Source organism: Microbacterium sp. F51-2R, from assembly GCF_052180235.1.
In the GTDB taxonomy this organism is placed as follows: Bacteria; Actinomycetota; Actinomycetes; order Actinomycetales; family Microbacteriaceae; genus Microbacterium.
This window is the reverse complement of the sequence record NZ_CP197470.1, coordinates 1,759,795-1,786,524: the sequence shown is the minus strand read 5'-3', so window position 1 is coordinate 1,786,524 and position 26,730 is coordinate 1,759,795. Positions and strand designations below refer to the sequence as shown.

Sequence of the window (26,730 nt, the reverse complement as noted above, 5' to 3'; positions counted from 1 at the left end):
AGATCACGCGAGGATCGCATGCGACACCACGAGAAGACCGTCGAGGCCTTCGCCCGTTCGAGCAGGGAGGAGCCGGGCGTCCTCGGCGTCGTGCTCGTCGGCTCGGTGGCGCGCGGCACCGAGCGGGCGGACTCCGACGTCGACGTCTACGTCGTCGTGACCGAGGATGCCTTCCTCCGCGCCCGCGAGGGCGATCGGATCAGCTACACCGCGACGGCGGCCGCGACCTACCCGGGCGGCTACGTCGACGTGAAGCTCGTCTCGCCGACGTATCTCGCTCGCGCCGTCGAAAGCGGCGACGAACCCACCCGTGCCTCGTTCGTGGGCGCGCGGGTCGTGTGGGCCGAGATCCCGCAGCTCGGCGCGCAGCTGTCGCGGATCAGCGAGCCGGGGCCCGAGTTCTTCCGCCCGCGCTGCGCCTCCTTCATCGCTCAGATGCGCTTGCAGGGCGGGTATTTCCTCGAGCAGGCCGAGGTGCGCGGCGACCCGTATCTCCTCGCATGGGCGTCGCTGCATATGATCGCCGCGGCCGACCGGGCGCTGCTCAGCCACCACCACGTGCTCTTCCGCGGGCACAAGTACCTCCGCGAGATGGTGGGTGGGCTCCCGAGCCTGCCGCCTGGCCACGAGCGACGCGTCGCTCAGCAGCTGCATGCGCCGACCGCTGCCCGCGGCCGCGAGATCACGCGCCACGTCGAGGACTTCCACCCGTGGGATCTGCCACGGGCTGGCACACTTTCGCGCTACATCGAGGAGACCGAGCTCGCCTGGTTCTTCGGCACGATTCCGCCCGAGTACAGCTGACGATCACCGCGACTTCGCCGGGATCGGGTGGGCGCATTCTTGGTCGGACACTTGACATCCGGCCCCTTCATGCGAAAACGTGAATCGTTCCACAAAACGTGGACCGATCTACAGAACTCTCGAGGAAGAGGGAACCGACGATGACGACAACCGACCAGATCCCCGACGCGGGCGGCCGGCGCACACGCCGACGACTCGTCGCGATGATGATGGGCGCAGCCCTCATCTCGACCGGTGGACTCGTGGCCGCTGCGGCGCCCGCCGCGGCCGAAGACTGCACGACGGTGCCGTGGATGAATCACTCGAAGTCCGCCGATGAACGGGCCCACGCCCTGCTCGACGCGAGCTCGCAGCACCAGAAGTACCGCTGGCTCGTCGAGCAGCCGGCCACCCTGCCCACCCGCACCGACTGGAATCCGGGCCTGGCCGGGGAGGCGCCGGTCGTCTACCCCGTGCAGGTCGCCTGCACCCCGACCATCGTCTACACCGACGGTCCCGAGGCCGTCCGCTCCGCGGGTGTCACCGACTTCCCGTCCCAGATCGCCCTCGCCTCGACCTGGAATCTCGATCTCGCCTACGAGAAGGGCGTCGCGCAGGCGGAGGAGGCCTACGCGAAGCGCAAGAACGTGCTGCTCGCCCCGGGCATCGGCAACACCCGCACCCCGCTCGCCGGCCGCACGCCCGAGTACTTCGGCGAGGACCCGCTCATCAACGGCCTGATGGCAGCATCCGACGTGCGCGGCATCGAAGCGGACGGCAAGGTCGCCGGACAGCTCAAGCACTTCGTCGCCAACGAGCAGGAGCTGGACCGTCAGACGAGCTCGTCGAACATGGACGAGCGCACCCTTCGCGAGCTCTACACGCTGCCCTATGACATCGCGGTGAAGCGCGGCTCGCCCGAGACCGTGATGTGCGCGTTCAACCAGGTCAACGGCGTCTACATCTGCGAGAGCCCGCTCATGCAGAAGGTGCTCAAGGACGACGCCGGGTTCGACGGCTTCATCATGTCGGACTTCGGCTCGGTGCACTCGACCGCGGCATCGCTCAACGCCGGCCTCGACCAGGAGCTCAACCGCCCGATCTGGTTCACGCCGGCCAAGCTCGACGCGGCGCTCGCAGCGGGCACCATCACCCAGGCTCGCATCGACGAGGCTGCCTTCCGCGTCATCCGGTCGTACATCCGCGCCGGTCTGTTCGACAACCCGCTCCCCGCGCAGGCGGCGGCCGAGGCGTCGACGGCGGCCAACAAGGCGGTCGCGAAGCAGATCGCCGAGCAGGGCAGCGTCCTGCTGAAGAACGACGGCGCGCTGCCGCTGGCCCCCTCGGCCGGGCAGAAGATCGCGCTGTTCGGTCCCACCGCGTCCAAGACCGTCACGAGCGTCGGCGGCGTGCCGACGAGCGCGATCTCGGTGTGCAGCCTGACGCTGCGGTTCAACCCCAACGCCGCACCGCGCAACACGCTTCCCTGCGAAGACGTCGTGTCGGCCGAGACGGCTCTCACCGAGCGCGCCGCGCAGGCGGGCGCGACCGTCACCTGGAACGACGGGCAGGATGTCGCAGCCGCCGCCGCTCAGGCCGCCGCGGCCGATGTCGCCATCGTCTTCGGCTACCAGCGGATGGGGGAGTTCAGCGACCTCACCGACCTGAAGCTGCAGGGCAACGGCGACGCGCTCATCTCGGCGATCGAGCAGGCCAACCCCAAGACGGTCGTCGTGCTGCAGACGGGAAGCGCCGTCGAGATGCCGTGGCTCGGCGGAGTCCAGGCGGTCCTCGAGAACTGGTACGGCGGTGAGCAGCAGGGCCCGGCGATCGCGTCGCTCCTGTTCGGAGACGTCGAGCCCACGGGCAAGCTCCCGATGACGTTCCCGAAGTCGCTCGCCGACGTGCCGACGAACACCCCGGCGCAGTACCCCGGCATCTTCTCGAACGGCTCGACGACGCGTCCGGCCGGCACGTCGGAGATCCGCCAGGTGTCGTACAGCGAGGGACTCGCGGTCGGCTACAAGTGGTACCAGTCGCAGGGCATCGAGCCGCTGTTCCCCTTCGGCCACGGCCTGTCGTACACGACGTTCGCGTACGACCGCGTGCAGGTGACGCCGAAGTCGACGAACGGGGAGAAGGAGATCCGCATCTCGTTCAAGGTCACCAACACGGGCAGCCGCACCGGCACCGAGACCGCGCAGGCGTACGTCACGCTGCCGGAATCGACCGGCACGCCGGGTTCGCGACTCGTCGGCTGGAAGTCGGTCACCCTCGCGCCGGGTGAGCACGCCAACGTGACGATCGCGCTCTCGGCCGCCGACCTGGCGGACCTGCACCTCCTCCAGTACTGGGATGCCGCGGGCCACCAGTGGAAGACGGCCAAGGGCACCTACGGCGTCGCGGTCGGCGGCTCGTCCGCCGCCGCCGTGGCGACGCAGTTCGCCATCAAGTGACACCCGCGGACGCGGGGTGGGCCACGGCCTGCCCCGCGTTCGCTGCGTCCGGGCGCCGGCTCGCCGGCCGCGGCGGTCAGGTCACGCGGTAGGCGACATAGCGCACGCGTGCGGCCTCGCGGATGTACGAGGCGACGTAGAGCGAGCGTTCGAACTCGGGATGCGCGGCCGACTCGAGAGTGAGGGCGGCGCGGAAGTAGTACGCGTCGGGCGCGACATCCTCGCCGCGCAGGAGAGCCTCGAGCACAGCGGGGTCGCCGCTGCGCACTCCGCGGGCGCGGATGTAGAGAAGCGATCCGTCGTCGCCGCGCGCGCTGTAGCGGCCGTCGATATCGATCGAGCCGTCGGCGCGCACGACCTGCCAGTCGGCGCCGCCGGCGAGGATCGTCCCGGTGAAGCCGCCGGTGATCGTGCCGCCGATCACGGGGATGATCCGGCGGTGACCGGACCGCGTCATCCCGTGGTCCTCCAGCTCGCCGAGATCGGCGACGACCTCGAATGCCGGCTCGAGCGCGGGGACGGGAGGGTCGACGGTCATCTGCTCAGCTGCTTTCACTCGGGGGAGGGGCGGGTGGACTGACGCTCGCGGTAGATCAGGTCGAAGAGCTCCACTCGGGGCGGAACGGATGCCGCGGCCCCGCCCTCTTCGATGAGCGAGATCAGGATCTCGCCGGCGCGCCGGCCGGCCTCGCGCGGCCGCAGGTCGAGGGCCGAGATCGGTGGCTGCACGATCGGGAGCGTCGGACTGTCGACGTACGACACGACCTGGATGTCGTCGGGGACGGCGCGGCCGAGCTCGCGGAGTGTCGACAGCACGCCGACTCCGAGGCCCTCGGCGACGCACACGACGGCGTCGACGCGCGGATGCGCCGCCAGCAGATCGGTGACGACGCGCTGCAGCTCGGTCGCGCTCGGGATTCCGGCCAGGCGCGAGAAGATGACCTCCGCCGCGCTTCCGTCCGACCACTCGGCGGCGGCGCGATCGACGGCCCTCACCCACGTCTGATCGACATCGGGCGTGAGGACCGTGACGCACGTCGCGCCTCCCGCACGGAGCCGCTCGAGGAGCCGCCGGGTCGCCGTCGCGTGGTCGGCCGCCACGACCGCCGTCGGGTGCGGCATGCCGGGCGGCACCGGCTCGGACACGACGACCGGCCGGCCGGTCGCGAGGATCGCGCGGGCGAGCTCATCGTGGCTGTCGACATCGGCCATGACGAAGCCGTCGACGTGCAGGCTCTGCGCCCGCGCCGCGGGGAAGCCGTCGGGGACCAGCGAGACGGTCAGCTCCCTGTCCTGCGTGCTCTCGGCGACCCCGAACGCGAAGTTCATGTAGTAGTCCATGAACCGCAGTCCGCGGGGGAGCCAGAGGCCGATCGATCCCGCACGCGCCCGGCGCAGATTGCGCGCCCCGCTGTTGGTGGAGTAGTTCAGCTGCTCGGCGGCGGCGAGGACCTTCGCCCGCGTCTCGGGCGACACGCGTCCGCCGCCCGTCAGTGCGCGCGAGGCCGTTCCGCGCGAGATGCCGCAGAGGTCCGCGACATCCTGCAGGGTCGCCGGCCGCACGAGTGACATGGAACTCCTCTCGAGCGATCCTAACGACGGGCTCGTGACACCACTTTTGCACAATCGATTGCGCACATCGCGGTTCTGCGTCACACTCGCTAGTGGCGCCGCCGGTACCCGGCCGTGCGGCAGCCGCCCTCAACAAAGGAGTTGTGCCCGTGACCATCGATTCGACCCTGCTCGACGACAAGCCGAAGACCGGCGGCCTGAAGAAGGCGGCCCTCGGAACGTGGGGCGTCGTCTTCCTCGTCATCTCGGCTGCTGCGCCGCTGAGCGTGCTCGCCGGCATCGGCCCCCTCGCCGTGCTCATCGGAGGGGTCTCGGCGCCGCTCGTCTACACGATCGCAGGCGTCGTGCTGGCGATCTTCGCCATCGGCTTCCTCTTCATGGCGCGCAACCTCCAGCCGATGGGCGGCTTCTACACCTACATCTCGGTCGGGCTGGGCAAGATCGTCGGCCTCGCGGCGGGCTTCCTCGCGTGGGTGTCGTACAACCTCCTCCAGATCGGCCTCTGGGGCCTGTTCGGAGTGATGGCGCAGGGGATGCTGTCGACGGTCTTCGCAATCGACGTGGCGTGGTGGGTCCTCGCGCTCGTCGGCGCCGTCCTGGTGTTCGGGCTCGCCGCCGCCGGCGTCGACGTCGGAGCGAAGGTCCTGGGGGTTCTGCTCGTGCTCGAGACGGCCCTCCTCGTGGTGCTGGCCGTCGCCATCCTCAGCCAGCGCGCGGGCTCGCTCGAGTTCGGCACCTTCGCGCCGCAGAACGTCTTCACCCCCAGCATGTTCGCCATCCTGGGCTTCGGCTTCGCGGCCTTCATGGGCTTCGAGTCGACCGTGCTCTACCGCAACGAGACGCGCAACCCCGAGCGCTCCATCCCGCGTGCGACCTACATCGCGGTCGCCTTCCTCGCGATCTTCTACACCGGTACGCTCTGGCTCGTCATCCAGGCGTTCGGCGACGCGCAGGTGCAGCAGGTCATCGCCGAAGACCCGGCCGCCTTCTTCTTCACCGCGATGGGGCAGTACGTCGGTCCGTGGGGCGTGTCGGCGATGTTCATCCTCATCGTCTCGAGCATCTTCGCCGGCCAGCTGGCCTTCCACAACGCGATCAACCGCTACAGCTACGCGCTCGCGCGCGACGGCATCCTCCCGGCGCTCTTCCGCCGCACGAACCGCACCGGAGCACCTTGGCTTGCGGGTCTCGTGCAGAGCATCGTCGCGATCGTCGTCGTGCTCGCCTTCGGGCTGGCAGGGCTCGACCCGCTCACGCAGCTCGTCATCCTGGTCAACTCGCCCGGCGTGTACGGCATCATCACGCTGCAGCTGCTCGCCTCGATCTCGGTGCTCATCTTCATCCTCAAGAACCCGCAGCTCGCCCGCCGGTGGTACGTCCTTCCCGCCGCGATCTTCTCGACCGTCGCGATGGCCGTGCTCCTGGCCATCCTCGTCTCGACGATCGACTACCTCACGGCGGCCGGGGCCGCGGTGAACGCCGTCATCCTCGCGATCGTCCCGCTCGTGCTGATCGGCGGCGCCGTCTACGCCGTCGTCCTGCGCGCGAGGAGGCCCGAGATCTTCGCCCGCGTCGGCGGCCAGGAGGCGGAGCAGGCATGACCCCGACCGCTGCAGAGCTGGTCGTGACCGCGGCATCCGTCATCACGATGTCCGACCGCCCTGACGCGGGTGCGACGGGGATCGCCATCGCCGAGGGCCGCGTGCTCGCCGTCGGCACGCCGACCGATCTCGAGCCGTACGTCGGCGAGACCACGCGGGTCGTCGAACTCGACGGCGGAGTCATCCTGCCCGGGTTCGTCGACAGCCACATCCACCCGGTCTTCGGGCTGGACCTGACGCGCGGCGCCGACCTCAGCCGCTGCCGCACCCTCGCCGAGGTCGAAGAGCAGCTCAGGGCGCACGTCGCCACGCTGGGCGACGGGGAATGGCTCCTGGCGTGGGGCCTCGACCCCAACGTGTTCGGCGAGGACGAGGTCACCAACCACGTGCTCGACGCCGTCGCGGGGGAGCGTCCCGCGTTCGTGCGGCTGTTCGATGCGCACGCGGCGCTGGCCTCGTCGACGGCGCTGGAGCTTGCGGGGGTAACGGGTCCGGGACGATTCACGGATGCCTCGCGGGTCGTCGTCGACGCCGCCGGCCGGCCGACCGGTTACCTCCTCGAACTGCAGGCGATGGCCCTCGTGCAGCGGCTCATCCCCGATCTCACCTTCGAGGAGAGGGTCGAGGCTCTGTACGAGATCCTGCTGCACATGGCGCGCGCCGGCTTCACCTCCGGTCAGGTGCAGGATCTGGCGCCGGGCACCTTCGAGCTGCTCGAGCGCATCGAAGAGACCCGAGACCTGCCCATCCGGCTGCGGATGTCGCCGTGGTTCGAGCCCGGTACCCCGCTCGCCGAGGTCGAGCGGCTCGCCGCGCTGCAGGGCCGGCGCGGCCGCCGCTGGGTGGTCGAGGGCGTCAAGCTCATGATCGACGGGACGGTCGACAACGGCACGGCCTGGCTGCACGAGCCGGACTGCCTGGGCGAGTCGACGAGCTCGCTCTGGCTCGACCCCGAGCAGTACCGCGCCGCCGTCACGGAGCTCGATCGCCGGGGCATCCCGACCACGACCCACGCGATCGGCGACGCGGGGATCGACTTCGTCGTGCGTGCGATCGCGGGGCTGCCGACTCGCAACGCGACGCACCGCATCGAGCACATCGAGACGATGACGGATGCCTCGCTCGAGGTGCTCGTCTCCTCCGGCGCGACGGCGAGCATGCAGCCGACGCACTGCACCCTCTTCACCAAGTCCGACGGCACCGACAACTGGTCGCGGCGCCTCGGACCCGAGCGGGCAGCCCGCGGCTTCCGCACGGGCGACCTGGTGCGAGCCGGGGTGCCGCTCGCGCTCGGTTCGGACTGGCCCGTGGCGCCGAGCGATGCCGTCGGCATCCTCGCCGACGCGCAGCTGCGCCGGCCGCACGACGATCCGGCGGCCCCGCCGATCGGGCCCGCGCAGGCGCTCGCCGCGATCGATGCGCTGCGCGGATTCACGACGCAGCCCTACGCGACGATCGGCAGGCGCGGCGGGGTGCTCGAGCCGGGGGCCGTCGCCGATCTGACGGTGCTCGACCGCGATCCGATGGAGGTCGACCCCGAGGACCTCGCCGCGGCGGAGGTGCTCCTCACCGTCGTCGACGGCGGTGTCGTGATCGAGCGGGCGAGGGCGCGCAGCTGACCCGCTCTCGCGATTCGGGGCCGAGCGTCCGTGCGACGCCTCGGCCCCGCAACCGTTCAGGCGGCGCGAAGACCTGCGCGAGGACCGGTCGGCGAGGATGCTTGCGCGCGTGGAGGTGTGACCGCTAACATCTCGTTTCACCGCCAACGAAGTCGATTGTCGGCGCGTCTCACGTCGCGTCAAAGCATCCGGCCCTCAGCCCAGTCGTTCGTCGCGCGGTTTATCGATCGACGGAACGACGTGCCCGCCCTACGGGAGCGGCACAGCAAAGGAGCAGGAATGCAGAAGCACAGGTCGAAGGCCTGGCTCACTTCGGTGATCGCGGTGCTCATCGCGGGCCTCGCGGTCACCGCCACGCCGGGGGCGGCGCTCGCCGCCGATGAGCCGGTGGAACTCGTGAGCAACGGGAACATCGAGGGCGGCACGACGCCATGGCTCGCCCAGGGAACGGGCGTCAGCCTCTCGCTCGGCTACTCGACGCGACACGCCGGGGCGCTGTCGCTCAAGGTCAACGCCCGCACGGCGAACACCGATGGCGCGTCTCAGACGGTGAACCGTCTCATCGCGGGCGAGTCGTACACGACCTCGGCGTGGGTGCACTTCCGCGATGCGGGCGACAGCACCGTGACCTTCGCCCTGAACCTGCGGGACGCGGGCGGGCACGTCGTGACCCTCGCGCAGGCTCCCGTGGCCAAGGGGAGCACGGCCGACACGCTGCTCTTCACGCAGATCTCGGGCACGTTCACGGCCCCCGCCACCGACTTCGACCTCAAGACGGCGAAGCTCAGCGTCGAGACCGTGGGCGCGACGGTGGTTCCCGACATCTACTTCGTCGATGACATCTCGCTCATCGGCAAGCGCGCCCCCAACCCGCCCAAGCCGGTCGGCACCGCCGCCCCCGCCAAGGCGATCGGCAACGCGAACCCGCTCATGGACTACGAGTACGGCGCCGATCCCTTCGCGATGGAGTACGACGGCCGGGTCTACGTCTACATGACCTCGGACGCCTACCGGATCACGGCCGACGGCCGGGCCGAATACGCGTACGAGACGAACGCCGACGGCGACATCATCGACAACTCGTACGGTCAGATCAAGACCATCACCGTGATCTCCTCGCCCGACATGGTCAACTGGACCAACCACGGCCAGATCAAGGTCGCCGGTCGCAACAACGGCTTCGGCGTCTCGTCGTGGGCGAGCAACTCGTGGGCGCCCTCGGCCGCGCACAAGACGATCAACGGCGTCGAGAAGTTCTTCCTGTACTACGCCAACAGCGCCGGCGGCATCGGCGTGCTGACCTCGAGCACTCCCGTCGGCCCGTGGACCGATCCGCTCAACGGCGCGGCGCTCGTCTCCTCGAGCACGCCCGGCGTCAACAACCTGGCCGGGGCGAACAACGTCGTGTGGCTCTTCGACCCCGCCGTGCTCGTGGACGACGACGGCACCGGATACCTCTACTTCGGCGGCGGCGTTCCGACCGGGCAGAGCGACTGGCCCAAGACCGGCCGCGTGATCAAGCTCGGCGCCGACATGACGAGCGTGGACGGCTCTGCGGCCCTCGTGAACGCCCCTGCGCTCTTCGAGGACTCGGGCATCCACAAGTTCAACGGCAAGTACTACTACAGCTACTGCACGAACTTCACGGCGCGCCCCAACGGTCTCCTGATCGACGGCCAGACGCGCACCGTCGGCACGGGCAACATCGCCTACATGGTGTCGGACTCGCCCATGGGGCCCTTCACCTACGTCGACCAGATCATGCCCAACCCGGCGAACTTCTTCGGCGTCGGCGGCAACAACCACCACGCGATCTTCGAGTTCAAGGACAGCTGGTACATCACGTATCACGCGCAGACCGTGTTCAAGAAGTTCGTCGATGACGGGCAGTTCAGCGGCGTGAAGGGATACCGTTCGACGCACATCGACAAGATCTCGATCGCGGCGGACGGCACGATCAGCCCGATCACGATGACGATGAAGGGCGTGGACCAGGTCGCCGACCTCAACCCCTACAAGCGCATCGAGGGCGAGACGATCGCCTGGGATTCCGGTCTGCGCGACCCCTACACGCCGACCACCGGCATCCGCACCGAGTTCCTCGGCACGACGAACGACCAGGGCATGAAGCTCGCAAACCTCCACGGGGGCGAGTGGACGGCGCTGTCGAAGGTGGCGTTCGGCGACAAGGGCGCGGCCTCGGTCAGCTTCCACGCCGCAGCGAAGTCGGGCGGACAGATCCAGGTACGCCTGGGATCGCCCACCGGGCAGATCGCGGGAACGGTCGACATCCCCGCCGGCAGCGGCGCCGGGTACGCCGACTACACCGCCGACCTCACGGGTGCGAAGGGGACGGCTGACGTGTTCTTCACCTATGTCGGATCGACCTCGGATGCGCTGTTCGACATCGACTACCTGTCGTTCACCGAGGCTCCCGCCGGCATCGCCGACGGGGTCACGGCGACGACCGCCGGTCGGTGCGTCGCGGGCAAGGCGACTCTCGTGGTGTCGGTGGCCAACACGAACGACACTCCGGTGACGGCGCTCGTCGGCACCCCGTACGGGTCGAAGAGCGTCTCGATCCAGCCGGGCAAGACCGTCTCCGCGGCGTTCAGCACGCGGGCGTCGGGCTACGCGGCCGGAGAGGTGACGGTCGACGTGTCGGCGACGGTCGCCGGCAAGACGGAGACCGGGAAGGTCACGGCGTCGTACGCGGCGTACACCTGCAACTGATCCCTTCCTCAGCGCGACCCGGGTGGCGAGCAATCGCCTGCCGCCCGGGTCGCATTGTCGTGCGAGCCGATCATGACGCGCGCGTGGGGGCGCCGGCTCCCTCGGCGGGCTCGGCTGATCGGTGAGCTCGGCTACGCGACGAGGTCTGCTACGCGGCGAGGTCGGCCAGTCGGCGCACGAAATCGAGGTAGCCGGCTTCGGACGAGTCCGCGGTGATGGCGCGGACGACGACCTCGTCGACCGCGGCACGGTAGGCGCCGAGCCGCCCGGCGATCGGGTCGTCGGGCCGGATCGCGGTGTCGATCGCCGAGACGCCGAGCTCGTCGAAGTTGCGCGCGTACGCCGGGATCCGGTCGTATATCGCCGCCTGCTCCCTCAGGGCCTCGGCGGCATCGCGATCGAGCGCGGTGCGGACGTACAGCGCCGTGCGGCCGGTCCGCCCCACGCCGGCCGCCTCCCGGTGGATCTCGTCTCTCGTCGCCGCCGCGATCTCGGGGGTGAGCCAGTTGAGGAGCACGCCGTCCGACGCCGTCGCGGCGAGCCGCCGCATCCGCGGACCGAGCGCACCGATGACGACGGATGCCTCGACCGACGCGCTCAGTGCCGCCGCACCCTCGCGCACCGTCGCGAGCGGCTTCTCCAGGCCCCCGGCGCCGAGACCGATCACGAGCCGTTCCTGCGGAAGCGCGAGTCGGTGGATGTCGTCGGCGATGCCGGCGCTCGCTCGACGGTCGAGTGGGATGACGCCGCTGCCGAGACGCAGCGAGCGGGTCGCCTCGGCTGCCGCGAGGAGGCCTTCGAGCGAGTCGCCTCGCGGGGTGTCGTTCAGCCAGAAGCTCGCGAGGCCTCGCTGTTCCGCGAGGGCGGCGACCTTCGCGACGGTGCGGTGCGGCGTATCGCCGGGAAGGCCGATCCCGACGGTGCCCGGGCCCGTGCCCGCCTTCGCCGCTCCGCCGGAAGACGCTGGTTCGCTCACGGATCCATCCTGCCTCGGCAGTGCCGGCGACGGGCCGTCACGACCCGTCCCGACCGATCCCCGCCGCGAAATGGATATGCGCGATACGAAAGGCTCCCGCGGCGTCGGGGGCCCTCGACACGGGAGCGGCTCCGGCGGAGGATATGGTGCAGGAAACCGCCTTGGGACGGAGACCGACAGTGGACGAACGTGGTGCGAACGCGCTTCCGGTCGGTGTCGTTCGCGTCGACGGCGCGAATCGGATCTCAGAGGCGAACGACTGGTTCGCGCGGTGGGTCGGCGAGGCAGCGGACGAGGTCATCGGCCGGTCGATCGACGAGTTCCTCGCGCACGCCCCCGGCGACCTCTTACCAGCCGAGGCGGGCCCCGGTCCGTGGCTCATGCTGCGCGCCGACGCGCCCGGGCGCGCGGCCATGGTCACGCGCCATGCGGAGGGTGACGAAACGGTGCTGCTCGTCGCCGAGGCATCCGCTCGCTTCCGTGCGCTCTCCGACCTGCGTCGCCGCTACGCGCTCGCCGACCGCACGCGCACGCGGCTGCAGCTCATCATGGACTCGTCCGTCGCCTTCGCGACGGCGACGACCGAGGAGCGACTCGCGCAGGTGCTGGCCGACACCACGGCCCGCGCCTACCGGGCCGAGGAGTCGACCGTCTGCATCCACGAGCCCGACGGCTCGAGTGTCATCGCGGCGGGCCCCGACCCCCTCGACGGCAGGTTCTCGGCCGAGGCGCTGATCCGATTCGTGAGCGCGCCCCGGCGCGTGGTGAAGATCACCGACCCCGACGAGGCTGACGCCCTCCTCCCCGGGCTCGGGGAGGCGATGCGCGCCGCGGGCATCCGCGCCGTCATCGCCGCGCCCCTCCACCACGAAGAGACGGACTTCGGCGCGTTCCTCAGCTGGTTCCACCACGAGCGCACGTTCGACGAAGAGGCGGCGCCCCTCGCAGAGGCCCTCGCGGGGCAGGCGGCGCAGGCGCTGGAGGCGATCCGCCTGCAGGACCGGCTCGCGCACGCGGCCATGCACGACGAGGTGACGGGCCTGCCCAACCGGCGGATGCTCGAGTCGCAGATGGAGCAGACCGTCGCGACCACCGGATGCGCCGTGCTCTTCATCGATCTCGACGGTTTCAAGCTCGTCAATGACCGCCTCGGTCACCACGAGGGCGACCGGATGCTCCACGAAGCGGGGAGGCGACTGCTGCGGGGCATGCGCACCGGCGACGTGGTCGCCCGCTACGGAGGCGACGAATTCGTCGTGGTGGCCCGCGACGTCGCCGACGCGCCGATCGCGATGGAGATCGCGGAGCGTGTGCTGGACTCGCTCCGGGTCGCGCCCGAGTCGTCGACGATCCGGCAGCCGCTGCACGCCAGCATCGGCATCGCGCTGGCGCCTCCGGGGGGAGCAGTGCTGCCCGAACAGCTGCTTCGCCGCGCAGACCTCGCGATGTACCGTGCGAAGGCGGCGGGCGGCGACCAGATCGTGCTCGCCGATCCGGATCGCGCTTCGACGTTCGGTCGAGGCTGGACCGGCGGCGTGCCGACGACTCCGGCTCGCGACCGCCGGCACACTCCCGACGGCTAGGCTCGTCGCATGACCCCCGACGACGACCGGCCGCGTGTCGGCCGCGTCCGCATCGCGGTGTGGATCATCCTCGGCGTCGTCGGCCTCGCGCTCTTCGTCGTCGGGCTCGTCACCGTGCTGGCGACGGGCGGCTGAGCCGGGCGGCTGAGCCCGGAAGACCTTCAGGTTCGGGATGCCGCGGCCCGCGGCGCGCGGATCACGAGGATCGTCGTCACGGTCAGCACGACGATGCCGATCGTTTCGACGATCACCGTCTGCGGGACGAGCGTGAAGTCCCACGTCTCGGTGATGCCGAAGAGGCCCACGGTGAGCGCGAGGAGGAGCGCTGCCAGGCTCGCGATCAAGAACAGCAGCCCGAGCACGCTCGCGAGCTGCAGCAGCCGCCCGCGAGTCGCGACCATCGCGACGGCCAGGACGACCCCGGCGATGCCGTTGAGCACGAACATGACGCCGAGGATGCCGCCGACGCCGTCGAACACGAGGAAGAGGTGGATTCCGCCGGTGACGAGCAGCATGACGGCGCTCAAGATCCGCAGCGTCCAGAGTCCCCGCGTGGTGGTCGCGTTCATGTCGTCACCGACTCCCGTCAGGGTCCGTCACGCGCGGACCTCTGCACAGAGAACGACACCGGCCTCGTGACGGTTCACTCCGTCGAAGGCGCGGCGCCGCGGCGGCACGCCTTCGAGGGGACGATCAGGCCGCGACGGGCACGGCGCTCGGGCGGGCCGACGGCAGCCAGTCGTTCATGTCGACGGTGAGGCCGCCGGTCGAATTCGCCATGCGGCTGTACTCCTGCAGCACGGAGGGCTGCAATTCGTCGCACTCTTCGCTGTCGAAGATGAAGCGCAGGGGGATCGCCTCCTGCAGCCAGAGCGCCGAACGGCCATGCGGCTCGGCGATGTCGTGACGCCACGTGAGGGTGAAGCTCTCGCGCCGGCGCAGCTTGGTCGTGATGATGACTTTCAGATGTGCGAGGAGTGCGTCGGGCACCGTGATGCCGTGCTCACTGTGGCCGTAATACAGACAGCCCATGATGACCTCCTTTGTTCGGAACGGGGGTGGGCGACGGGCGGTGCCACCGATCCGATGCTTCTACGCTAGCGAAGAATTTAGCCAGTTTAAATAGTTGAGTGAAATGTCTGGTACTTTAGGTGAAGGGATAAACTGCGGCTGTGCGGGCCCTCGGAGAGTGCTGTGATGACTGACGAAGTGACGATCCCAGAACTCCGACGAGCCCTGACGGATTACGTCCGGGCGCGTTCGACCGCGTTCGCCGCGGCACGCCGCGCACTCGGCATCGGCGAAGGCGACGCCAACGCGCTGCTGCACATCGCCGCGAACCCTGGCATCCGCCCCACCCAGCTGCGTGAGCATCTCGGGATCACCGCCGCAGGGGTGACCGCACTCATCGATCGCCTCGTAGATCGCGGAGTCGTGCGGCGCGACGTGGATCCGCGCGACCGCCGCGTCAACCGGGTCAGCCTCACGATCGACATCGCGGACGAGCCCTGGGTTCAGCTCACGCGCTTCGACGACGACTTCGACGTCGTGCTGCTCGACCACGACGAGGTCGAGGCGATGCGGTTCGCCCAGCTCCTGGACGCGCTCACCGCCGGCACGGTCGACCGCTCGGGCCGCTGACCGCGCCGATCGCGGCAGCACCCGATCCCTCAGGGCCGGGCGGCGTCAGGGGCTGTCGCTGCCGATGAAGTCCGCGGACTTGTTCTCAAGAAAATCGCAGAGAGCCGCGACGACCGAGAGCTCCGCCGCGAGCGCCCGCAGCCCATCCGCGTCGATCACGAGATCCTCTTCCCGCGGCTCCATCGTCACGATCCACTTCGTGGCGTACGGCGCCTGTGGCTCGAGGTAGGTCACGGTCGAGGCGTTCGCGAGCAGCACGCCGACAAGTCCGGTGTCGGCGCCGCCGTCGCCGTCCTGGCTCATCACCTTGAGCGAGCCGGCCATGGCGTGGCCCTGCTCTCGGAACTCTTGGAGCCAGGCCTCCAGTGTGCGTTGACTGCGAAAAGGCATCCCCATCACTCTCCGCCTGGCCACTGGACGCTCATGCGATAAATGTACGCGGTCGACCAACGGAACGGGCATCCCGATCCATATGGCGAAATCGCGGGCCGTCAAGCGGATCCGCGCGGCCCGACATTCTGCGACGATCGGTGCATGCATCAGCGCGAGCCCCTTCCCCGAACATGAGCACCGACGCGAACGAGCAGAGCCTCGAGATCGAGGCGATCCGCCAGGTCGGCGCCCGTCGGGCGCTCGTCCTCACGATCGGGATCGCTGCGGCGGTCGCGTTCGTCGTGCTCCGCCTCGTCGTCGCCCTCGGCGGGCGGACGCCCCTTCCGATGGACGAGTGGTGGCACGCCCTCATGGTGGCGACGCTCACGAGCGTCGGCGTCGTCGTCGCCTTCGTTCCGTCGAATGTCGGCAGCACGATCGGGATGATCGTCATCGGGATCATCGTGTGCGTCCTTCTGTGGTGGAAACGAGGGAGAGGGGATGCCGCGACCTTCGCTGCGGCGATCGTCCTCGTCGTGGCGATCGGGGCGCCGATGTCGTACATCATCGGGCGCCTGCGTCCGGACGACTCGCTCGCCGAGAAGCTCGCGACATCGTTCCCCTCGGGTCACACGGCCGTCGCCACGACGTTCGTCGTCATCCTCGGTCTCCTCCTGCGGCGGTGGTATGTGTGGGCGGTCGGAGTGGTGTGGGTGCTCCTCATGATGTGGAGTCGCACGTACCTCCATGCGCACTGGCTCAGCGATGTCCTCGCCGGGCTCTTCGAGGGCATCGCCGTCGCGTGCCTCGTGTGGTGTGCCGCGGAGGCGATCCGGGACCGCAGAGCCATCCGCACGAACGACGAGGTGCCCGGGGAGAGCTGACGCGCGGAAATCCCTCGCCGTCAAGTCGTGGCCCGATATCGGCGGAATGACTACTGTTCGGCTCATGAACACCCCCCAAACCGCCGCCCGAGCGGCGCAGGACTCCACGGCGTTCCGCGTCGCGGCGCGAATCGGCTACGTCGTCCTCGGCATCCTCCACCTCGTCATCGGCGGCATCGCCATCTCCATCGCCACCGGCGGCGGCGGAGAGGCCGACCAGGGCGGCGCCATGCAGCAGATCGAAAAGGCGCCGGCGGGTGTCTTCGTGCTGTGGCTCATCGTGCTCGGGCTCGTCGCGCTCGCGGCATGGCAGATCGCCGAGACCGTCCTCGAGCGCAATCCCGACACCAAGAAGAAATGGGGCTATCGCGCGAAGTACCTCGGGACGGCGGTCATCTACCTCGCGATCGCGGGTACGGCGCTCGTCTATGCGCTGGGCGGCCAGTCGGACTCCTCCCAGTCGACGACGTCCTTCAGCGCCCAGCTCATGTCGACCGGCCCCGGTGTCGTGCTCGTCGCCGTGCTCGGCCTCGGAGTCGCGGCGATCGGCGTCGCGTTCGTCGTGCGCGGCATCACGCGCGCGTTCGAGAAGCACCTCGATCTGCCCGAGAACATCGCCCGGCCCGGCATCGTCACGTTCGGCGTCGTCGGCTACATCGCGAAGGGGATCGCCGTCGCGATCACCGGCATCCTGTTCATCGCCGCCGCGCTGACGCACAACCCGCAGACCGCGGGTGGCCTGGACGGGGCTCTTCACACCCTCGTCGGACTGCCGTTCGGCCCGATCATCCTGTGGATCGTCGGCGCCGGACTCGCGCTCTACGGCATCTTCTGCTTCGCCCGCGCGCGCTACGCGCGCATGTGAGGACGGATGCCGCGTTCCCGATCGATCCCGTCCGGGAGCGCGAAGGATAGCGAAGACCGGCTCCGCTGTACAGGGCGGGGCCGCTCCTGCAGCGGCATCCGCGCCCACTGCTAGCTTGGGCCCACTGCCGCGTCGGAGCTTCCGGCGCCTACCAGCCTCACCCCCGGAGGAAGGAAGAAATCATGCTCTGGACCATTCTCGGACTCATCATCATCGGGCTCATCGCCGGTCTCATCGCTCGCGCCGTCATTCCCGGCAAGCAGAGCATCGGCATCCTGATGACGATCGTCCTCGGCATCGTCGGGTCGTTCGTCGGAGGGTTCCTCGGGTTCCTGATCTTCCGCGCCGACCCGCAGGGCGGGTTCCTGCAGCCCGCGGGAATCATCGGCTCGATCATCGGTGCGATCATCGTGCTCGGCATCTACGTGGCCGTCACGCGTCGCCGTCACGTCACGCGCTGACTCCGTCGGCGAGACGCCGACACCCGACTCCGCCCAGTGCGCGTCCTCCGGACGCCCACTGGGCGTCGTCGTATCTGGGGCTCGGCGGCCCCGCGACCACGCCCCCAGCGCCTCGTCGGAGAGAATGGACGGATGCCTCAGACCCACGTCATCACGGGTGCCGGTTCCGGCATCGGCAAGGCCATCGCTGAGCGCCTCTCGGCGCGCGGCGACCGGCTGATCCTCGTCGCCCGCGACAGCGGGCGAGCCGAAGAGCTCGCTCAGGAGTTCGGGGCCGAAGCGAGCGTCGCGGCCGACCTGCGGCATCCGGAGTCCCTCGCCGGAGCGTTCGGGCAGGCCGGCCTCCCCGCCTCGATCGACTCGATCGTGCACGCGGCGGGGATCGTGGAGCTCGGCCCGGTCGCCGAGCTCCCGGCCGACGCGTGGACGTCGCAGCTCGCGGTCAACCTCGTCTCGGCGGCCGAGATCACGCGGCTGCTCCTTCCCGCCGTGCGCGCCGCGCGAGGGCAGGTCGTGTTCGTCAACTCCGGCGCGGGCCTCACGGCGCACCCGGAATGGTCTGCGTACGCCGCATCCAAGCACGGGCTCAAGGCGCTCGCCGACGCCCTGCGCGGCGAGGAGGCCCCGCACGGCGTGCGGGTGACGAGCGTGTATCCCGGCCGCGCCGCGACGCCGATGCAGCAGAAGGTGCACGACCAGGAGGGCCGCGACTATGACCCGTCGCGGTTCATCGACCCGGAGTCGGTCGCGACGGCCGTGCTGACGGCGCTCGACCTCCCGCGCGATGCCGTCATGAGCGACGTGACGGTGCGCCCCGGCCCGCGCTGATCCGCCGCGCTCGCGGCGGCCGTGCGCGGGTCATGGCTCTCGGTCGAGGAGCTCCTTCAGCCGCGCCGACTCCTCCGGCGGCATCGCGTAGGCGTGCTCTTCCTTCGGGTAGCCGCCCGAGCGGACGTCCTCGGCGTACGCCGAGACGCCCGCGATCATGGCGCGGCGGAGGTCGGCGTACTGCTTGACGAACTTCGCCGGCCGGCCGTCGTAGATGCCGAGAAGATCGTGGAAGACGAGCACCTGGCCGTCGGTCCCCGAACCCGCGCCGATGCCGATGACCGGGATCTGCATGCGCGGCATGACGGCATCGGTCACATCGCTCGGGATCGCCTCGAAGACGACAGCGAAGCAGCCGGCGTCCTGCAGGGCGAGGGCGCTGCGGCACACCCCGAGCGCCTCGTCGGCGGTGCGGCCCTGCGAGCGGTAGCCGCCGATCGACACGGCGGTCTGCGGAGTGAGGCCGACGTGGCCCATGACGGGGATGCCGGCTGCGACGATCGCGCGGGCGCGGTCGACGGTCGTGCCGCCGCGCTCGATCTTGACGGCGTCGCAGCCCGTCGTCTTGACGAAGCGCTGGGCGGTCGCGACGGCCTGCTCGTCCGACAGCTCGTACGAGCCGAACGGCAGGTCGGCCACGAGGAGCGGCGTCGTGAGACCCCGGCGGGCGGCGGCGGTCAGCACGAGCATCTCCTCGACCGTGATGGGCACCGTGCTGTCGTACCCGAGCACCGTCATGGCGCCTGAGTCGCCCACGAGGACGATGTCGACGCCGGCCGCGTCGGCGATCTGCGCGCTCGGGTAGTCGTAGGCCGTGACCATGACGATCGGCCGGCGCTCGGCCTTCTGCTCGGCGAGCGAGGTGAGCGTGGTCTGCGCGCGGGACGCGCTGTCGGGATGAGTGCTCATGTCGAGGGCGCCTCCAGTGTGCGGTTGTCGATGAGGCGCGCGGCTCCGACGCGCGCGGCGACGAGCAGCAGCGCGGTCGAGGCGACGCCCTCGAGCGGGCGGAGGTCGTCGGCCGAGCGCAGCTCGAGGTACTCGGGATCGATCGCGGCGGCCGCGAGCTCGGCGCGTGCGGCCGAGAGGATGCTCGCGGCATCCGTCCGTCCACCGGCGACGGCCGCCTCCGCGGCATCCAGTGCCCGATTGAGGGCGGTGGCGCGCTCGCGCGCGGCGGCGTCGAGGTACACGTTGCGCGAACTCATTGCGAGGCCGTCCGGCTCGCGGACGATCGGGCAGGCGACGATCCGCACCGGCATGTCGAGATCGCGCACGAGGCGCCGGACGACGAGCACCTGCTGCGCGTCCTTCTGCCCGAAATAGGCGGCGTCGGGCGCGACGATCTGGAAGAGCTTCGTCACGACGGTCGCGACGCCGTCGAAGTGATGCGGGCCGCGCGCGGCCCCGTCGAGCACCTCGGTGAGCCCCGACACGTGGATCGACGTCGCGAAGCCCGCCGGATAGATCTCGGTGACCGCGGGGGCGAAGAGGATGTCGACGCCCGCCGCCGCTGCGAGCTCGGCGTCGCGCCCCTCGTCGCGCGGATAGGTCGCGAGGTCTTCGTTCGCCCCGAACTGCGTCGGATTGACGAAGAGCGAGACGACGACCAGGTCGCTCTCGCTGCGGGCGCGGTGCACGAGCGAGAGGTGGCCGTCGTGGAACGCGCCCATCGTAGGCACGAGCCCGACGGTGGCGCCGTCGGCTCGGGCTGCCCGCACGGCGGCGCGCACGTCGGCGATCGTGCGGAGGGTCTTCACGGCGAGGGCTCCTTCCTCGCGGCGAGGGCGCGGGTGCGCTCGGCGAGAACGTCGAAGAGGGGGAGGAGTGCGGGCGCGTGCTCGGCGACGGCGGCGCGCTGGCTGTCGACGGTGGCTTCGTCTCCGCGCGCGATGGGTCCTGTGAGGGAGGATGCCGCGCCATGCGCCGCCCAGTTCTCCACCGTGCTGCGCACGAGGGGGGCGAACAAGGCCCGCGTCTCGGCCGGCGAGAGGCCGGTCGCGGCCGCGACCTGCTCGGCGGCGTCCTCCAGCGTCACGAGGTAGTTCGAGGCGATCGACGCGGCGGCGTGGTACGAGCCGCGTGCGCCGTCGTCGATGACGAAGGCACGCGCGCCGAGCGCGTCGACGAGGTCGCGGGCGACGCCGAGCCCGTCGTGATCATGCGCCGCCACGGCGCAGCCGATGCCCCGGAACGCCGCGAGCCCTTCGCCGCCGAGGAAGGTCTGCAGCGGATGGAGACCGAAGTCGACATCCTGGATCGGGGTCGCCCCCGACGTGTGGCCGAGGCGCCGGCCGATCCCCGCGTGGGCTCGCGCGGCGCCGGCGATCTCGGCATCCGGGACGCAGAGCAGGACGACGTCGGCGCGCCGGGCGCGCTCGCCACGCCGGAAGGGTCCGTTCACCGTGAGACCGGCCTCGGTCAGCGCCCGCGCCATCGCCGTTCCGAGCCGGCCCGCGCCGACGACGCTCACCGTCGCGACGGCGCGGCGGGACGGGGCGGGGGAGGGGATCATCGTGTGGCGTCGCGGTCTCGAGCGGTCGGAGGCGACCCTTGCAGGCTACGCCGTTGATGCATGCGGTCCAAAAACCTCACCACCCGCTGCGCGTGGGCGTGTGGTCGCCGCGGGCGTCGTCGGGCATCTCCATCTCGAGCCGGACGCCGAGCAGCCGCAGCGGGCGATCGGGCTCGATCTTGGCGAGGAGCGCCATCGTGCCCGCGAAGATCTCGTCGCGATCGGTCGTGGTGGCGATCTTCCTCGTGAACGTCTTCGTCGTGAACGGGGCGTAGCGCACCTTCAGCCCCACCCCCACGACCGGCCGGTCCTCGGCCCGCACGTCGGCGAGCACCTGGTCGAAGAGCTCGAGGGCGGCCTGCTCGATGCGATCGGGCTCGACGATGTCGTGCGGGAACGTCGTCTCCCGGCCGTGTCCGCGGGCCACCCAGGGGGTGTCGTCGACCACCGACCTGCCGTCGCCGCGGCCGAGCTGCCGGTACCAGAGGCCCATCTTCGGGCCGAACTCCGCGACGAGCGGAGCCTCGTCGGCCCGTGCGAGCTCGGCGACGGTGCGGATGCCGAGGCCCGCGAGCCGCCGCGACACCTTCGTGCCGACGCCCCACAGCTCGATCGTGGGGCGGTCGCCCATCACCTCGAGCCAGTTGTCGCGCGTGAGGCGGAAGACCCCGCCGGGTTTGCCGAATCCCGTCGCCACCTTGGCGCGCAGGAGGGTGTCGCCGATCCCCACGCTGCAGTGCAGCCGCGTCCGTTCGAGCACGGCGGACTGGATGGCGCGCGCGAAGGCCTCGGGATCGTCGGTCTCGACCCCGACGAAGGCCTCATCCCACCCGAGCACCTGTACCACGGCGCCCGGCTGGGCCCGAAGCTCCGCCATCACCTCGGCGGAGGCCTCGTGGTAGGCGTCGGCGTCGACCGGCAGGATGACGGCATCCGGAACCTTGCGGGCGGCGATGCGCAGAGGCATCCCGGATCCGACACCGAATTCGCGGGCCTCGTAGGAGGCGGTCGCCACGACGGCTCGCTCGGCAGGATCGCCACGGCCGCCCACGATCAGGGGTTTGCCGGCCAGCTCGGGATGCCGGAGCACCTCGACGGCGGCGATGAACTGGTCGAGGTCGACATGCAGCACCCACGGTCGCACGTCGCTCATGGGGTTCAGTCTGGCCGGAGCCGCCGACGCTGCGGAAGGAGCGGGGCGAGTCGCCCCGGTCCGGCTTCTTGCCGATCCCTCATGTGAGCGATAACATCACGAGAGGTACCGCTCCGCCGACGATGCGGGCGAGAAGGATGTGCAATGAAGCAGAGAGTCATGCGCCGCGTCGTGGCCGGCGTGTCAGCACTCGCGATCGGGTTGACGGGCGCCGTCGTGGCAGTCCAGCCGGCGACAGCCGCCGAGCCCCATCTGGTCGCGCATTACCCCCTGAACGAGACGTCGGGGACGGTGGCGACGGATGCCTCGGGCTCCGGCAAGAACGCCGCCTATGTCGGCGGACCCACCCTGACCGGCGGTGAGGGTGCGCGACTGGACGGCGCCGACGATCACATCAAGCTGCCGAACAACATCCTCGCCGGTCTCTCCTCGATCACGGTGAGCGCCGACGTGCTGATCCGCGGTTCTCAGGGCACGCCCTACTTCATCTACGGCTTCGGCAACACCGACGGCGGCGGTGTCGGCAACGGTTATCTGTACTCGACCGGCAACAGCTACAAGACGTCGATCGCGACGGGCAACTGGTCGACCGAGCAGACGGTCAACAGCAACGCCAACCTCACGCGCGACGTGTGGAAGACGATCACGTACACCCTCGACGACGCGACCGACACGGCTCGCATCTACCTCGACGGTGTCCAGGTCGGGCAGAGCACCAGCGTGACGACCACCCCGGGCGCGATCGGCGGCGGCGTCACGACGGCCAACTACCTCGGGCGATCGGTCTACAACGCCGACAAGTACCTCGCCGGAAGCCTCCGCGACGTGCGTATCTACGACTCGGCGCTGACGGCGATCGAAGTGGCCGCGCTCTCGCCGACCGACGCGACGCGCGTGCAGCGGGACGCGGCATCCCTCTCCCTCGGCGACACGAGCGCCGTCACGGCGAACCTGACGCTGCCGACGACGGCGGCCAACGGCTCGAGCGTGACGTGGGCCTCGAGCAACACCGCCGCCGTCTCGGCGACGGGCGTCGTGACGCGTCCGGCCGCGGGCCAGGCGCCCGCCACCGCGACCCTCACCGCCACCATCTCGCGCGGCGGCTCGTCGCAGACGAAGCAGTTCTCGGTGACCGTGCTCGCGCAGCCCGGCGGCGAAGTGCTCGCTCAGCAGGACCTCGACGCGATCGTCATCCCGAACGCGACCGACATCCGCGGCAACATCACGCTCCCCACGAAGGGCTCGAAGAACGGCAGCACCATCACGTGGTCGGCCTCGCCCGCCGGCGTCATCACGACGACGGCGCAGGGTGGGAAGGCCGCCGGCGTCGTGACGCGCGGCGCCTCCGACACGGCCGTGACGCTCACGGCGACCGTCGCGACGACGGGCGTGCAGCGCTCCATCCCCGTGACGGTGAAGGCTGCTCCCGCGAACCTCGACAAGGACTACACCGCGGGCTACCTCTGGACGCACTTCGCGGCACAGGGCGGCTACGAGAAGATCTTCTACGGCTACAGCGAAGACGGCCTGCACTGGTCGAAGCTCAACAAGAACGCCCCGATCCTGCAGAACCTCGCCGGCGACCTCGGCGTGCGCGACCCGCACCTCGTCCGCTCCCCCGAGGGCGACAAGTACTGGATCATCGGCACCGACCTGCACGCCGAGGGCGGCGGGGCCGGCGGCTCGGGCTGGGACCAGCTGAACGCGAGCCAGAACATCGTCGTGTGGGAGTCGACCGACCTCGTGCACTGGAGCGATCAGCGCATCGTCTTCGCCGGCTTCGACCAGGCGGGCTGCGTGTGGGCGCCCGAGGCGATCTACAACGAGGCGACCGGTGAGTACTACGTCTACTGGTCGGCCCGCGACAAGACCGACAACGGCACGAACGACTGGGCGCTGCGGGTCTACCTGACCAAGACGCGCGACTTCACGACGTTCACCAAGCCCGAGATCTGGCAGTCGCTCAACGCCAAGGGCGATGGCCTCACCGGCCCGAACATCATCGACACGACGATCGCGAAGGAAGGCGACACCTACTACCGCTTCGCGACGTCGGACTGGAACACGGTCGTCGACACCGCGCCGAGCCTCGATGGTCCCTGGACCACCGTGATCGCCCGGGGCGAGGCATCCGCTCACGGAATGCGCGCCTCGATGGAGGGCCTCACCGTCTACCAGCTCCCCGACGGGCGCTGGTCGGTGATGGGCGACCAGAGCGGCTACTACGCGCAGACCGCGACGACGCTGGCGAGCCTGCAGTTCACGCAGCTGAGCGCGGGGACCGGTGCGAACCAGTACTCGTTCGACCAGGCCTTCCGCCACGGCTCGGTGCTGCGTCTGTCGGCCGCCGAGCAGGAGCGCCTGCTCGCCGCCTACGGCGACCAGCCGGTCGACCCGGGCGAGCCGGAGCAGCCCCAGCAGAACCCCATCGCGACGTACACGTTCGATGACGGCACGCTCAAGGACTCGGTGGGCACGGCTCACCTCACGGCGAGCGGGACGGCGGCGGTCGCGACCGACGCGGTCAAGGGCAAGGCGCTGAAGCTCGACGGCTCGGCGAACGGCTTCGCGTCGTTCCCGACCGGCTTCTTCGACGGCCGCAACACCGCGACGGTCTCGATGGACGTCAAGTCCGAGAAGTCCAGCGGCAACTTCTTCACCTTCGCGCTGGGCGCCGACACGAACAAGTACTACTTCCTCCGCGTGCGCGGCGGCGATGTGCGCAGTGCCATCACCCAGTCGTCGTGGCAGAACGAGTCGGCCGTGACCGGCAGCGTGGCCTCGGGCCAGTGGCACCACATCGACGTCGTCTTCGAGGACAACAAGATGACGGTGTACTCGGACGGGATCAAGCTCGGCCAGAACGACGCCCTGACCGCCAAGATCGGCGACCTCGGCACGAACCTCGCCGCGTACCTCGGCAAGTCGTTCTACTCGGCCGACGGGTACTTCCAGGGCTGGTTCGACAACGTCAAGGTGTACAACCGCGCACTGTCGGCCACGGAGGTGCTCTCCAACGCGGGCGTCACCGACCAGCTGCTGGATGTGTCGCTCTCGAACGCCGACGCGCTCAAGCTCGCGCCGATCGTCGACGCGACGGCCCACACGGTCGTGCTCCCGGTGAAGAAGGGGACGGATGTCTCGGCTCTCGCCCCGACGTTCTCGACGGTTCCCGGTGCCACCGTCTCGCCCGCCTCGGGTACGACGGTCGACCTGAGCCAGCCGGTGGACTACACCCTCACCAAGCCGGACGGCGGGACGGTCACGTGGAAGTTCGAGGCGCGCGTGGTCAACAGCCCCGTGCTCCCCGGGTTCTACGCCGACCCGAACATCGCGGTCTTCGGCGACACGTACTACATCTACGCGACGACCGACGGCCTGGCCGGCTGGGGCGGCAACACGTTCTACGTGTGGAAGTCGAAGAACCTCGTGGACTGGACGCGTTCGGCCGAGCCGTTCCTCACGCTCGACGGCGCCAACGGCAACGTGCCGTGGGCGACGGGCAACGCGTGGGCTCCGACGATCATCGAGCGTGACGGGAAGTACTACTTCTACTTCAGCGGTCACAACCCGACGTACAACCGCAAGACGATCGGCGTCGCCGTGGCGAACAGCCCCGAGGGGCCGTTCATCGCGCAGCCGACGGCGATGATCCTCAACAACGAGGCCGTCACGTCGGGGCAGGCGATCGACCCCGCGGCCTTCCACGACCCGGTGACGGGCAAGTGGTACCTCGCGTGGGGCAACGGCTCGCCGGTCATCGCGGAGCTGAACGACGACATGGTGTCGATCAAGGCGGGCACCTACCAGCGGATCAACGGTCTGACCGACTTCCGCGAGGGCGTCTTCCTCAACTACCGCGACGGGCTCTACCACCTGACGTACTCGATCGACGACACCGGCTCGGAGAACTACCGCGTCGGCTACGCGACGGCGACGAGCATCAACGGGCCGTGGACCTACCGTGGCGTGATCCTGCAGAAGAACCTGGCGCTCGGCATCAAGGGCACCGGTCACAGCTCGATCATCAACGTGCCGGGAACCGACGACTGGTACATCGCGTACCACCGCTTCGGGATGCCCGGTGGCGACGGAACGCACCGTGAGACGACGATCGACAAGCTGGAGTTCGGCGCCGACGGCCTCATGAAGGCTGTCACGCCGACGCTCGAGAGCGTCGCGCCGCAGACGATCACGCTGCCCGCCAAGGGGCCGAAGATCGAGCTGTCGACCGCCACGCGCTGCGTCGCCGGCAAGGCCACGCTGATCGTCACGACCAAGAACGTCGACGAGGTCGCGGCCTCGCTCAGCGTCAAGACGGCCTACGGCACGAAGGACATCGCGTCCCTCGCGGCCGGCAAGGCCACCTCGCAGGCGTTCAGCACGCGTCTGGCGAACCTCGAGGGCGGCTCCGTCGAGGTCACCGCGACGGCGACGATCGGCGGGGCTCCCGTCACGTCGACCTCGACGGCGACCTACGCGGGAGCGGTCTGCGGCTAGTCACGCACGAGGGCGGCGGTGCCGGGCGGAAGCCCGGCGACGCCGCCCTTCGTCGTGCCGCGTGCGCTCTGCCGTGTCCGCGCTTCCCTATGCGGGCCGCGCCCCCGGGCCAGACCCTTCCGGTGGTCGGCTCGTGGCAGGGGGAGGAGGAGGGGGAGAGGGAAGGGGAACGACGAACCGGCGCCGCC

The 26,730-nt window shown here is 70.0% G+C and carries 23 protein-coding genes; 13 read left to right on the top strand and 10 right to left on the bottom strand.

From position 1 onward, the window contains the following. Positions 1 to 18 precede the first annotated feature (18 nt). Positions 19 to 804 carry a nucleotidyltransferase domain-containing protein gene (locus tag ACSBPH_RS08035; RefSeq protein ID WP_442577066.1) on the top strand — a complete coding sequence of 262 codons (786 nt, stop codon included), beginning with the start codon at positions 19 to 21 and terminating at the stop codon, positions 802 to 804. A gap of 140 nt (positions 805 to 944) precedes the next feature. After that, the gene (locus tag ACSBPH_RS08030) at positions 945 to 3,239 is read left to right on the top strand and encodes a beta-glucosidase (protein ID WP_442577065.1); all 2,295 of its coding nucleotides are present in this window, start codon (positions 945 to 947) and stop codon (positions 3,237 to 3,239) included. Positions 3,240 to 3,315: 76 nt separating this feature from the next. On the opposite strand, the gene ACSBPH_RS08025 is transcribed toward ACSBPH_RS08030, so the two are convergent. Then, on the bottom strand, positions 3,316 to 3,777 hold the full coding sequence (locus tag ACSBPH_RS08025; RefSeq protein ID WP_442577064.1) for a DUF3237 family protein: 462 nt from the start codon (positions 3,775 to 3,777) through the stop codon (positions 3,316 to 3,318). 14 nt (positions 3,778 to 3,791) lie between these two features. Beyond that, on the bottom strand, positions 3,792 to 4,811 hold the full coding sequence (locus ACSBPH_RS08020) for a LacI family DNA-binding transcriptional regulator (RefSeq protein WP_442577063.1): 1,020 nt from the start codon (positions 4,809 to 4,811) through the stop codon (positions 3,792 to 3,794). 149 nt (positions 4,812 to 4,960) lie between these two features. On the opposite strand from ACSBPH_RS08020, the gene ACSBPH_RS08015 reads away from it, so the two are divergent. The 3 genes from ACSBPH_RS08015 (at position 4,961) to ACSBPH_RS08005 (ending at position 10,764) form a co-directional block, all read left to right on the top strand. Next, on the top strand, positions 4,961 to 6,412 hold the full coding sequence (locus ACSBPH_RS08015; RefSeq protein WP_442577062.1) for an APC family permease: 1,452 nt from the start codon (positions 4,961 to 4,963) through the stop codon (positions 6,410 to 6,412). Continuing rightward, positions 6,409 to 8,031, top strand: coding sequence for an amidohydrolase (locus ACSBPH_RS08010; protein WP_442577061.1), 1,623 nt, complete (start codon positions 6,409 to 6,411; stop codon positions 8,029 to 8,031). The genes ACSBPH_RS08015 and ACSBPH_RS08010 overlap by 4 nt, the downstream gene beginning before the upstream one ends. 279 nt (positions 8,032 to 8,310) lie before the next feature. Continuing rightward, positions 8,311 to 10,764, top strand: coding sequence for a family 43 glycosylhydrolase (locus ACSBPH_RS08005; protein ID WP_442577060.1), 2,454 nt, complete (start codon positions 8,311 to 8,313; stop codon positions 10,762 to 10,764). Between the two features lie 148 nt (positions 10,765 to 10,912). On the opposite strand, the gene ACSBPH_RS08000 is transcribed toward ACSBPH_RS08005, so the two are convergent. Beyond that, positions 10,913 to 11,740, bottom strand: a complete 828-nt coding sequence (locus tag ACSBPH_RS08000; protein ID WP_442577059.1) for an LLM class flavin-dependent oxidoreductase — start codon at positions 11,738 to 11,740, stop codon at positions 10,913 to 10,915. A gap of 179 nt (positions 11,741 to 11,919) precedes the next feature. Here ACSBPH_RS08000 and ACSBPH_RS07995 point away from each other — a divergent pair, with 179 nt between their 5' ends. Both ACSBPH_RS07995 and ACSBPH_RS07990 read left to right on the top strand, forming a co-directional pair. Beyond that, entirely contained in the window at positions 11,920 to 13,323 is a 1,404-nt protein-coding gene (locus ACSBPH_RS07995) for a diguanylate cyclase domain-containing protein (RefSeq protein ID WP_442577058.1), read from the top strand. Between the two features lie 9 nt (positions 13,324 to 13,332). Continuing rightward, a complete protein-coding gene (locus ACSBPH_RS07990; RefSeq protein ID WP_442577057.1) occupies positions 13,333 to 13,458 on the top strand; it encodes a hypothetical protein in 126 nt (41 codons plus the stop codon). Between the two features lie 26 nt (positions 13,459 to 13,484). Here the strand turns inward: ACSBPH_RS07990 and ACSBPH_RS07985 are convergent, their stop codons facing one another. After that, positions 13,485 to 13,892, bottom strand: a complete 408-nt coding sequence (locus tag ACSBPH_RS07985) for a hypothetical protein (protein ID WP_442577056.1) — start codon at positions 13,890 to 13,892, stop codon at positions 13,485 to 13,487. A gap of 124 nt (positions 13,893 to 14,016) precedes the next feature. Next, positions 14,017 to 14,355: a DUF7882 family protein gene (locus ACSBPH_RS07980; protein ID WP_442577055.1), complete on the bottom strand. Its 339-nt coding sequence runs from the start codon at positions 14,353 to 14,355 to the stop codon at positions 14,017 to 14,019. A gap of 165 nt (positions 14,356 to 14,520) precedes the next feature. Here ACSBPH_RS07980 and ACSBPH_RS07975 point away from each other — a divergent pair, with 165 nt between their 5' ends. Beyond that, the gene (locus ACSBPH_RS07975; RefSeq protein WP_442577054.1) at positions 14,521 to 14,964 is read left to right on the top strand and encodes a MarR family transcriptional regulator; all 444 of its coding nucleotides are present in this window, start codon (positions 14,521 to 14,523) and stop codon (positions 14,962 to 14,964) included. 45 nt (positions 14,965 to 15,009) lie between these two features. Here ACSBPH_RS07975 and ACSBPH_RS07970 read toward each other — a convergent pair whose 3' ends face one another. Further along, the gene (locus tag ACSBPH_RS07970) at positions 15,010 to 15,504 is read right to left on the bottom strand and encodes a hypothetical protein (RefSeq protein ID WP_442577053.1); all 495 of its coding nucleotides are present in this window, start codon (positions 15,502 to 15,504) and stop codon (positions 15,010 to 15,012) included. A 23-nt stretch (positions 15,505 to 15,527) separates the two neighbouring features. On the opposite strand from ACSBPH_RS07970, the gene ACSBPH_RS07965 reads away from it, so the two are divergent. From ACSBPH_RS07965 to ACSBPH_RS07950, 4 genes are all read left to right on the top strand, one after another. Beyond that, positions 15,528 to 16,220, top strand: a complete 693-nt coding sequence (locus ACSBPH_RS07965) for a phosphatase PAP2 family protein (RefSeq protein ID WP_442577052.1) — start codon at positions 15,528 to 15,530, stop codon at positions 16,218 to 16,220. Positions 16,221 to 16,284: 64 nt separating this feature from the next. Next, on the top strand, positions 16,285 to 17,085 hold the full coding sequence (locus tag ACSBPH_RS07960; RefSeq protein ID WP_442577051.1) for a DUF1206 domain-containing protein: 801 nt from the start codon (positions 16,285 to 16,287) through the stop codon (positions 17,083 to 17,085). A gap of 182 nt (positions 17,086 to 17,267) precedes the next feature. Then, the gene (locus ACSBPH_RS07955) at positions 17,268 to 17,546 is read left to right on the top strand and encodes a GlsB/YeaQ/YmgE family stress response membrane protein (RefSeq protein ID WP_442577050.1); all 279 of its coding nucleotides are present in this window, start codon (positions 17,268 to 17,270) and stop codon (positions 17,544 to 17,546) included. Between the two features lie 132 nt (positions 17,547 to 17,678). Then, positions 17,679 to 18,374 carry an SDR family oxidoreductase gene (locus ACSBPH_RS07950; protein ID WP_442577049.1) on the top strand — a complete coding sequence of 232 codons (696 nt, stop codon included), beginning with the start codon at positions 17,679 to 17,681 and terminating at the stop codon, positions 18,372 to 18,374. Positions 18,375 to 18,404: 30 nt separating this feature from the next. On the opposite strand, the gene panB is transcribed toward ACSBPH_RS07950, so the two are convergent. From panB to ACSBPH_RS07930, 4 genes are all read right to left on the bottom strand, one after another. Continuing rightward, positions 18,405 to 19,283, bottom strand: coding sequence for a 3-methyl-2-oxobutanoate hydroxymethyltransferase (panB, locus tag ACSBPH_RS07945; protein WP_442577048.1), 879 nt, complete (start codon positions 19,281 to 19,283; stop codon positions 18,405 to 18,407). Then, positions 19,280 to 20,134 (bottom strand): pantoate--beta-alanine ligase, encoded by an 855-nt coding sequence (gene panC / locus ACSBPH_RS07940; RefSeq protein ID WP_442577047.1) that lies wholly within the window; start codon positions 20,132 to 20,134, stop codon positions 19,280 to 19,282. The genes panB and panC overlap by 4 nt, the downstream gene beginning before the upstream one ends. Then, on the bottom strand, positions 20,131 to 20,889 hold the full coding sequence (locus tag ACSBPH_RS07935; RefSeq protein WP_442577046.1) for a DUF2520 domain-containing protein: 759 nt from the start codon (positions 20,887 to 20,889) through the stop codon (positions 20,131 to 20,133). The genes panC and ACSBPH_RS07935 overlap by 4 nt, the downstream gene beginning before the upstream one ends. A gap of 76 nt (positions 20,890 to 20,965) precedes the next feature. Further along, positions 20,966 to 22,042 carry a DNA polymerase IV gene (locus ACSBPH_RS07930; protein ID WP_442577045.1) on the bottom strand — a complete coding sequence of 359 codons (1,077 nt, stop codon included), beginning with the start codon at positions 22,040 to 22,042 and terminating at the stop codon, positions 20,966 to 20,968. A gap of 144 nt (positions 22,043 to 22,186) precedes the next feature. Here ACSBPH_RS07930 and ACSBPH_RS07925 point away from each other — a divergent pair, with 144 nt between their 5' ends. Then, positions 22,187 to 26,542: a family 43 glycosylhydrolase gene (locus tag ACSBPH_RS07925; RefSeq protein ID WP_442577044.1), complete on the top strand. Its 4,356-nt coding sequence runs from the start codon at positions 22,187 to 22,189 to the stop codon at positions 26,540 to 26,542. The last annotated feature ends 188 nt before the right edge of the window (positions 26,543 to 26,730 follow it).

Bases quoted from the DNA above. Each gene is read 5' to 3' on its own strand.
- panB (WP_442577048.1), bottom strand. From the start codon at position 19,283: ATGAGCACTCATCCCGACAGCGCGTCCCGCGCGCAGACCACGCTCACC.
- ACSBPH_RS08010 (WP_442577061.1), top strand. From the start codon at position 6,409: ATGACCCCGACCGCTGCAGAGCTGGTCGTGACCGCGGCATCCGTCATC.
- ACSBPH_RS07990 (WP_442577057.1), top strand. From the start codon at position 13,333: ATGACCCCCGACGACGACCGGCCGCGTGTCGGCCGCGTCCGCATCGCG.
- ACSBPH_RS08035 (WP_442577066.1), top strand. From the start codon at position 19: ATGCGACACCACGAGAAGACCGTCGAGGCCTTCGCCCGTTCGAGCAGG.
- ACSBPH_RS07970 (WP_442577053.1), bottom strand. From the start codon at position 15,504: ATGCATGCACCGATCGTCGCAGAATGTCGGGCCGCGCGGATCCGCTTG.
- ACSBPH_RS07925 (WP_442577044.1), top strand. From the start codon at position 22,187: ATGAAGCAGAGAGTCATGCGCCGCGTCGTGGCCGGCGTGTCAGCACTC.
- ACSBPH_RS07935 (WP_442577046.1), bottom strand. From the start codon at position 20,889: ATGATCCCCTCCCCCGCCCCGTCCCGCCGCGCCGTCGCGACGGTGAGC.
- ACSBPH_RS07955 (WP_442577050.1), top strand. From the start codon at position 17,268: ATGCTCTGGACCATTCTCGGACTCATCATCATCGGGCTCATCGCCGGT.
- ACSBPH_RS07950 (WP_442577049.1), top strand. From the start codon at position 17,679: ATGCCTCAGACCCACGTCATCACGGGTGCCGGTTCCGGCATCGGCAAG.
- ACSBPH_RS08025 (WP_442577064.1), bottom strand. From the start codon at position 3,777: ATGACCGTCGACCCTCCCGTCCCCGCGCTCGAGCCGGCATTCGAGGTC.
- ACSBPH_RS07930 (WP_442577045.1), bottom strand. From the start codon at position 22,042: ATGAGCGACGTGCGACCGTGGGTGCTGCATGTCGACCTCGACCAGTTC.
- ACSBPH_RS08030 (WP_442577065.1), top strand. From the start codon at position 945: ATGACGACAACCGACCAGATCCCCGACGCGGGCGGCCGGCGCACACGC.
- ACSBPH_RS07985 (WP_442577056.1), bottom strand. From the start codon at position 13,892: ATGAACGCGACCACCACGCGGGGACTCTGGACGCTGCGGATCTTGAGC.
- ACSBPH_RS08005 (WP_442577060.1), top strand. From the start codon at position 8,311: ATGCAGAAGCACAGGTCGAAGGCCTGGCTCACTTCGGTGATCGCGGTG.
- ACSBPH_RS07975 (WP_442577054.1), top strand. From the start codon at position 14,521: ATGACTGACGAAGTGACGATCCCAGAACTCCGACGAGCCCTGACGGAT.
- ACSBPH_RS08020 (WP_442577063.1), bottom strand. From the start codon at position 4,811: ATGTCACTCGTGCGGCCGGCGACCCTGCAGGATGTCGCGGACCTCTGC.
- ACSBPH_RS07965 (WP_442577052.1), top strand. From the start codon at position 15,528: ATGAGCACCGACGCGAACGAGCAGAGCCTCGAGATCGAGGCGATCCGC.
- ACSBPH_RS07980 (WP_442577055.1), bottom strand. From the start codon at position 14,355: ATGGGCTGTCTGTATTACGGCCACAGTGAGCACGGCATCACGGTGCCC.
- ACSBPH_RS07960 (WP_442577051.1), top strand. From the start codon at position 16,285: ATGAACACCCCCCAAACCGCCGCCCGAGCGGCGCAGGACTCCACGGCG.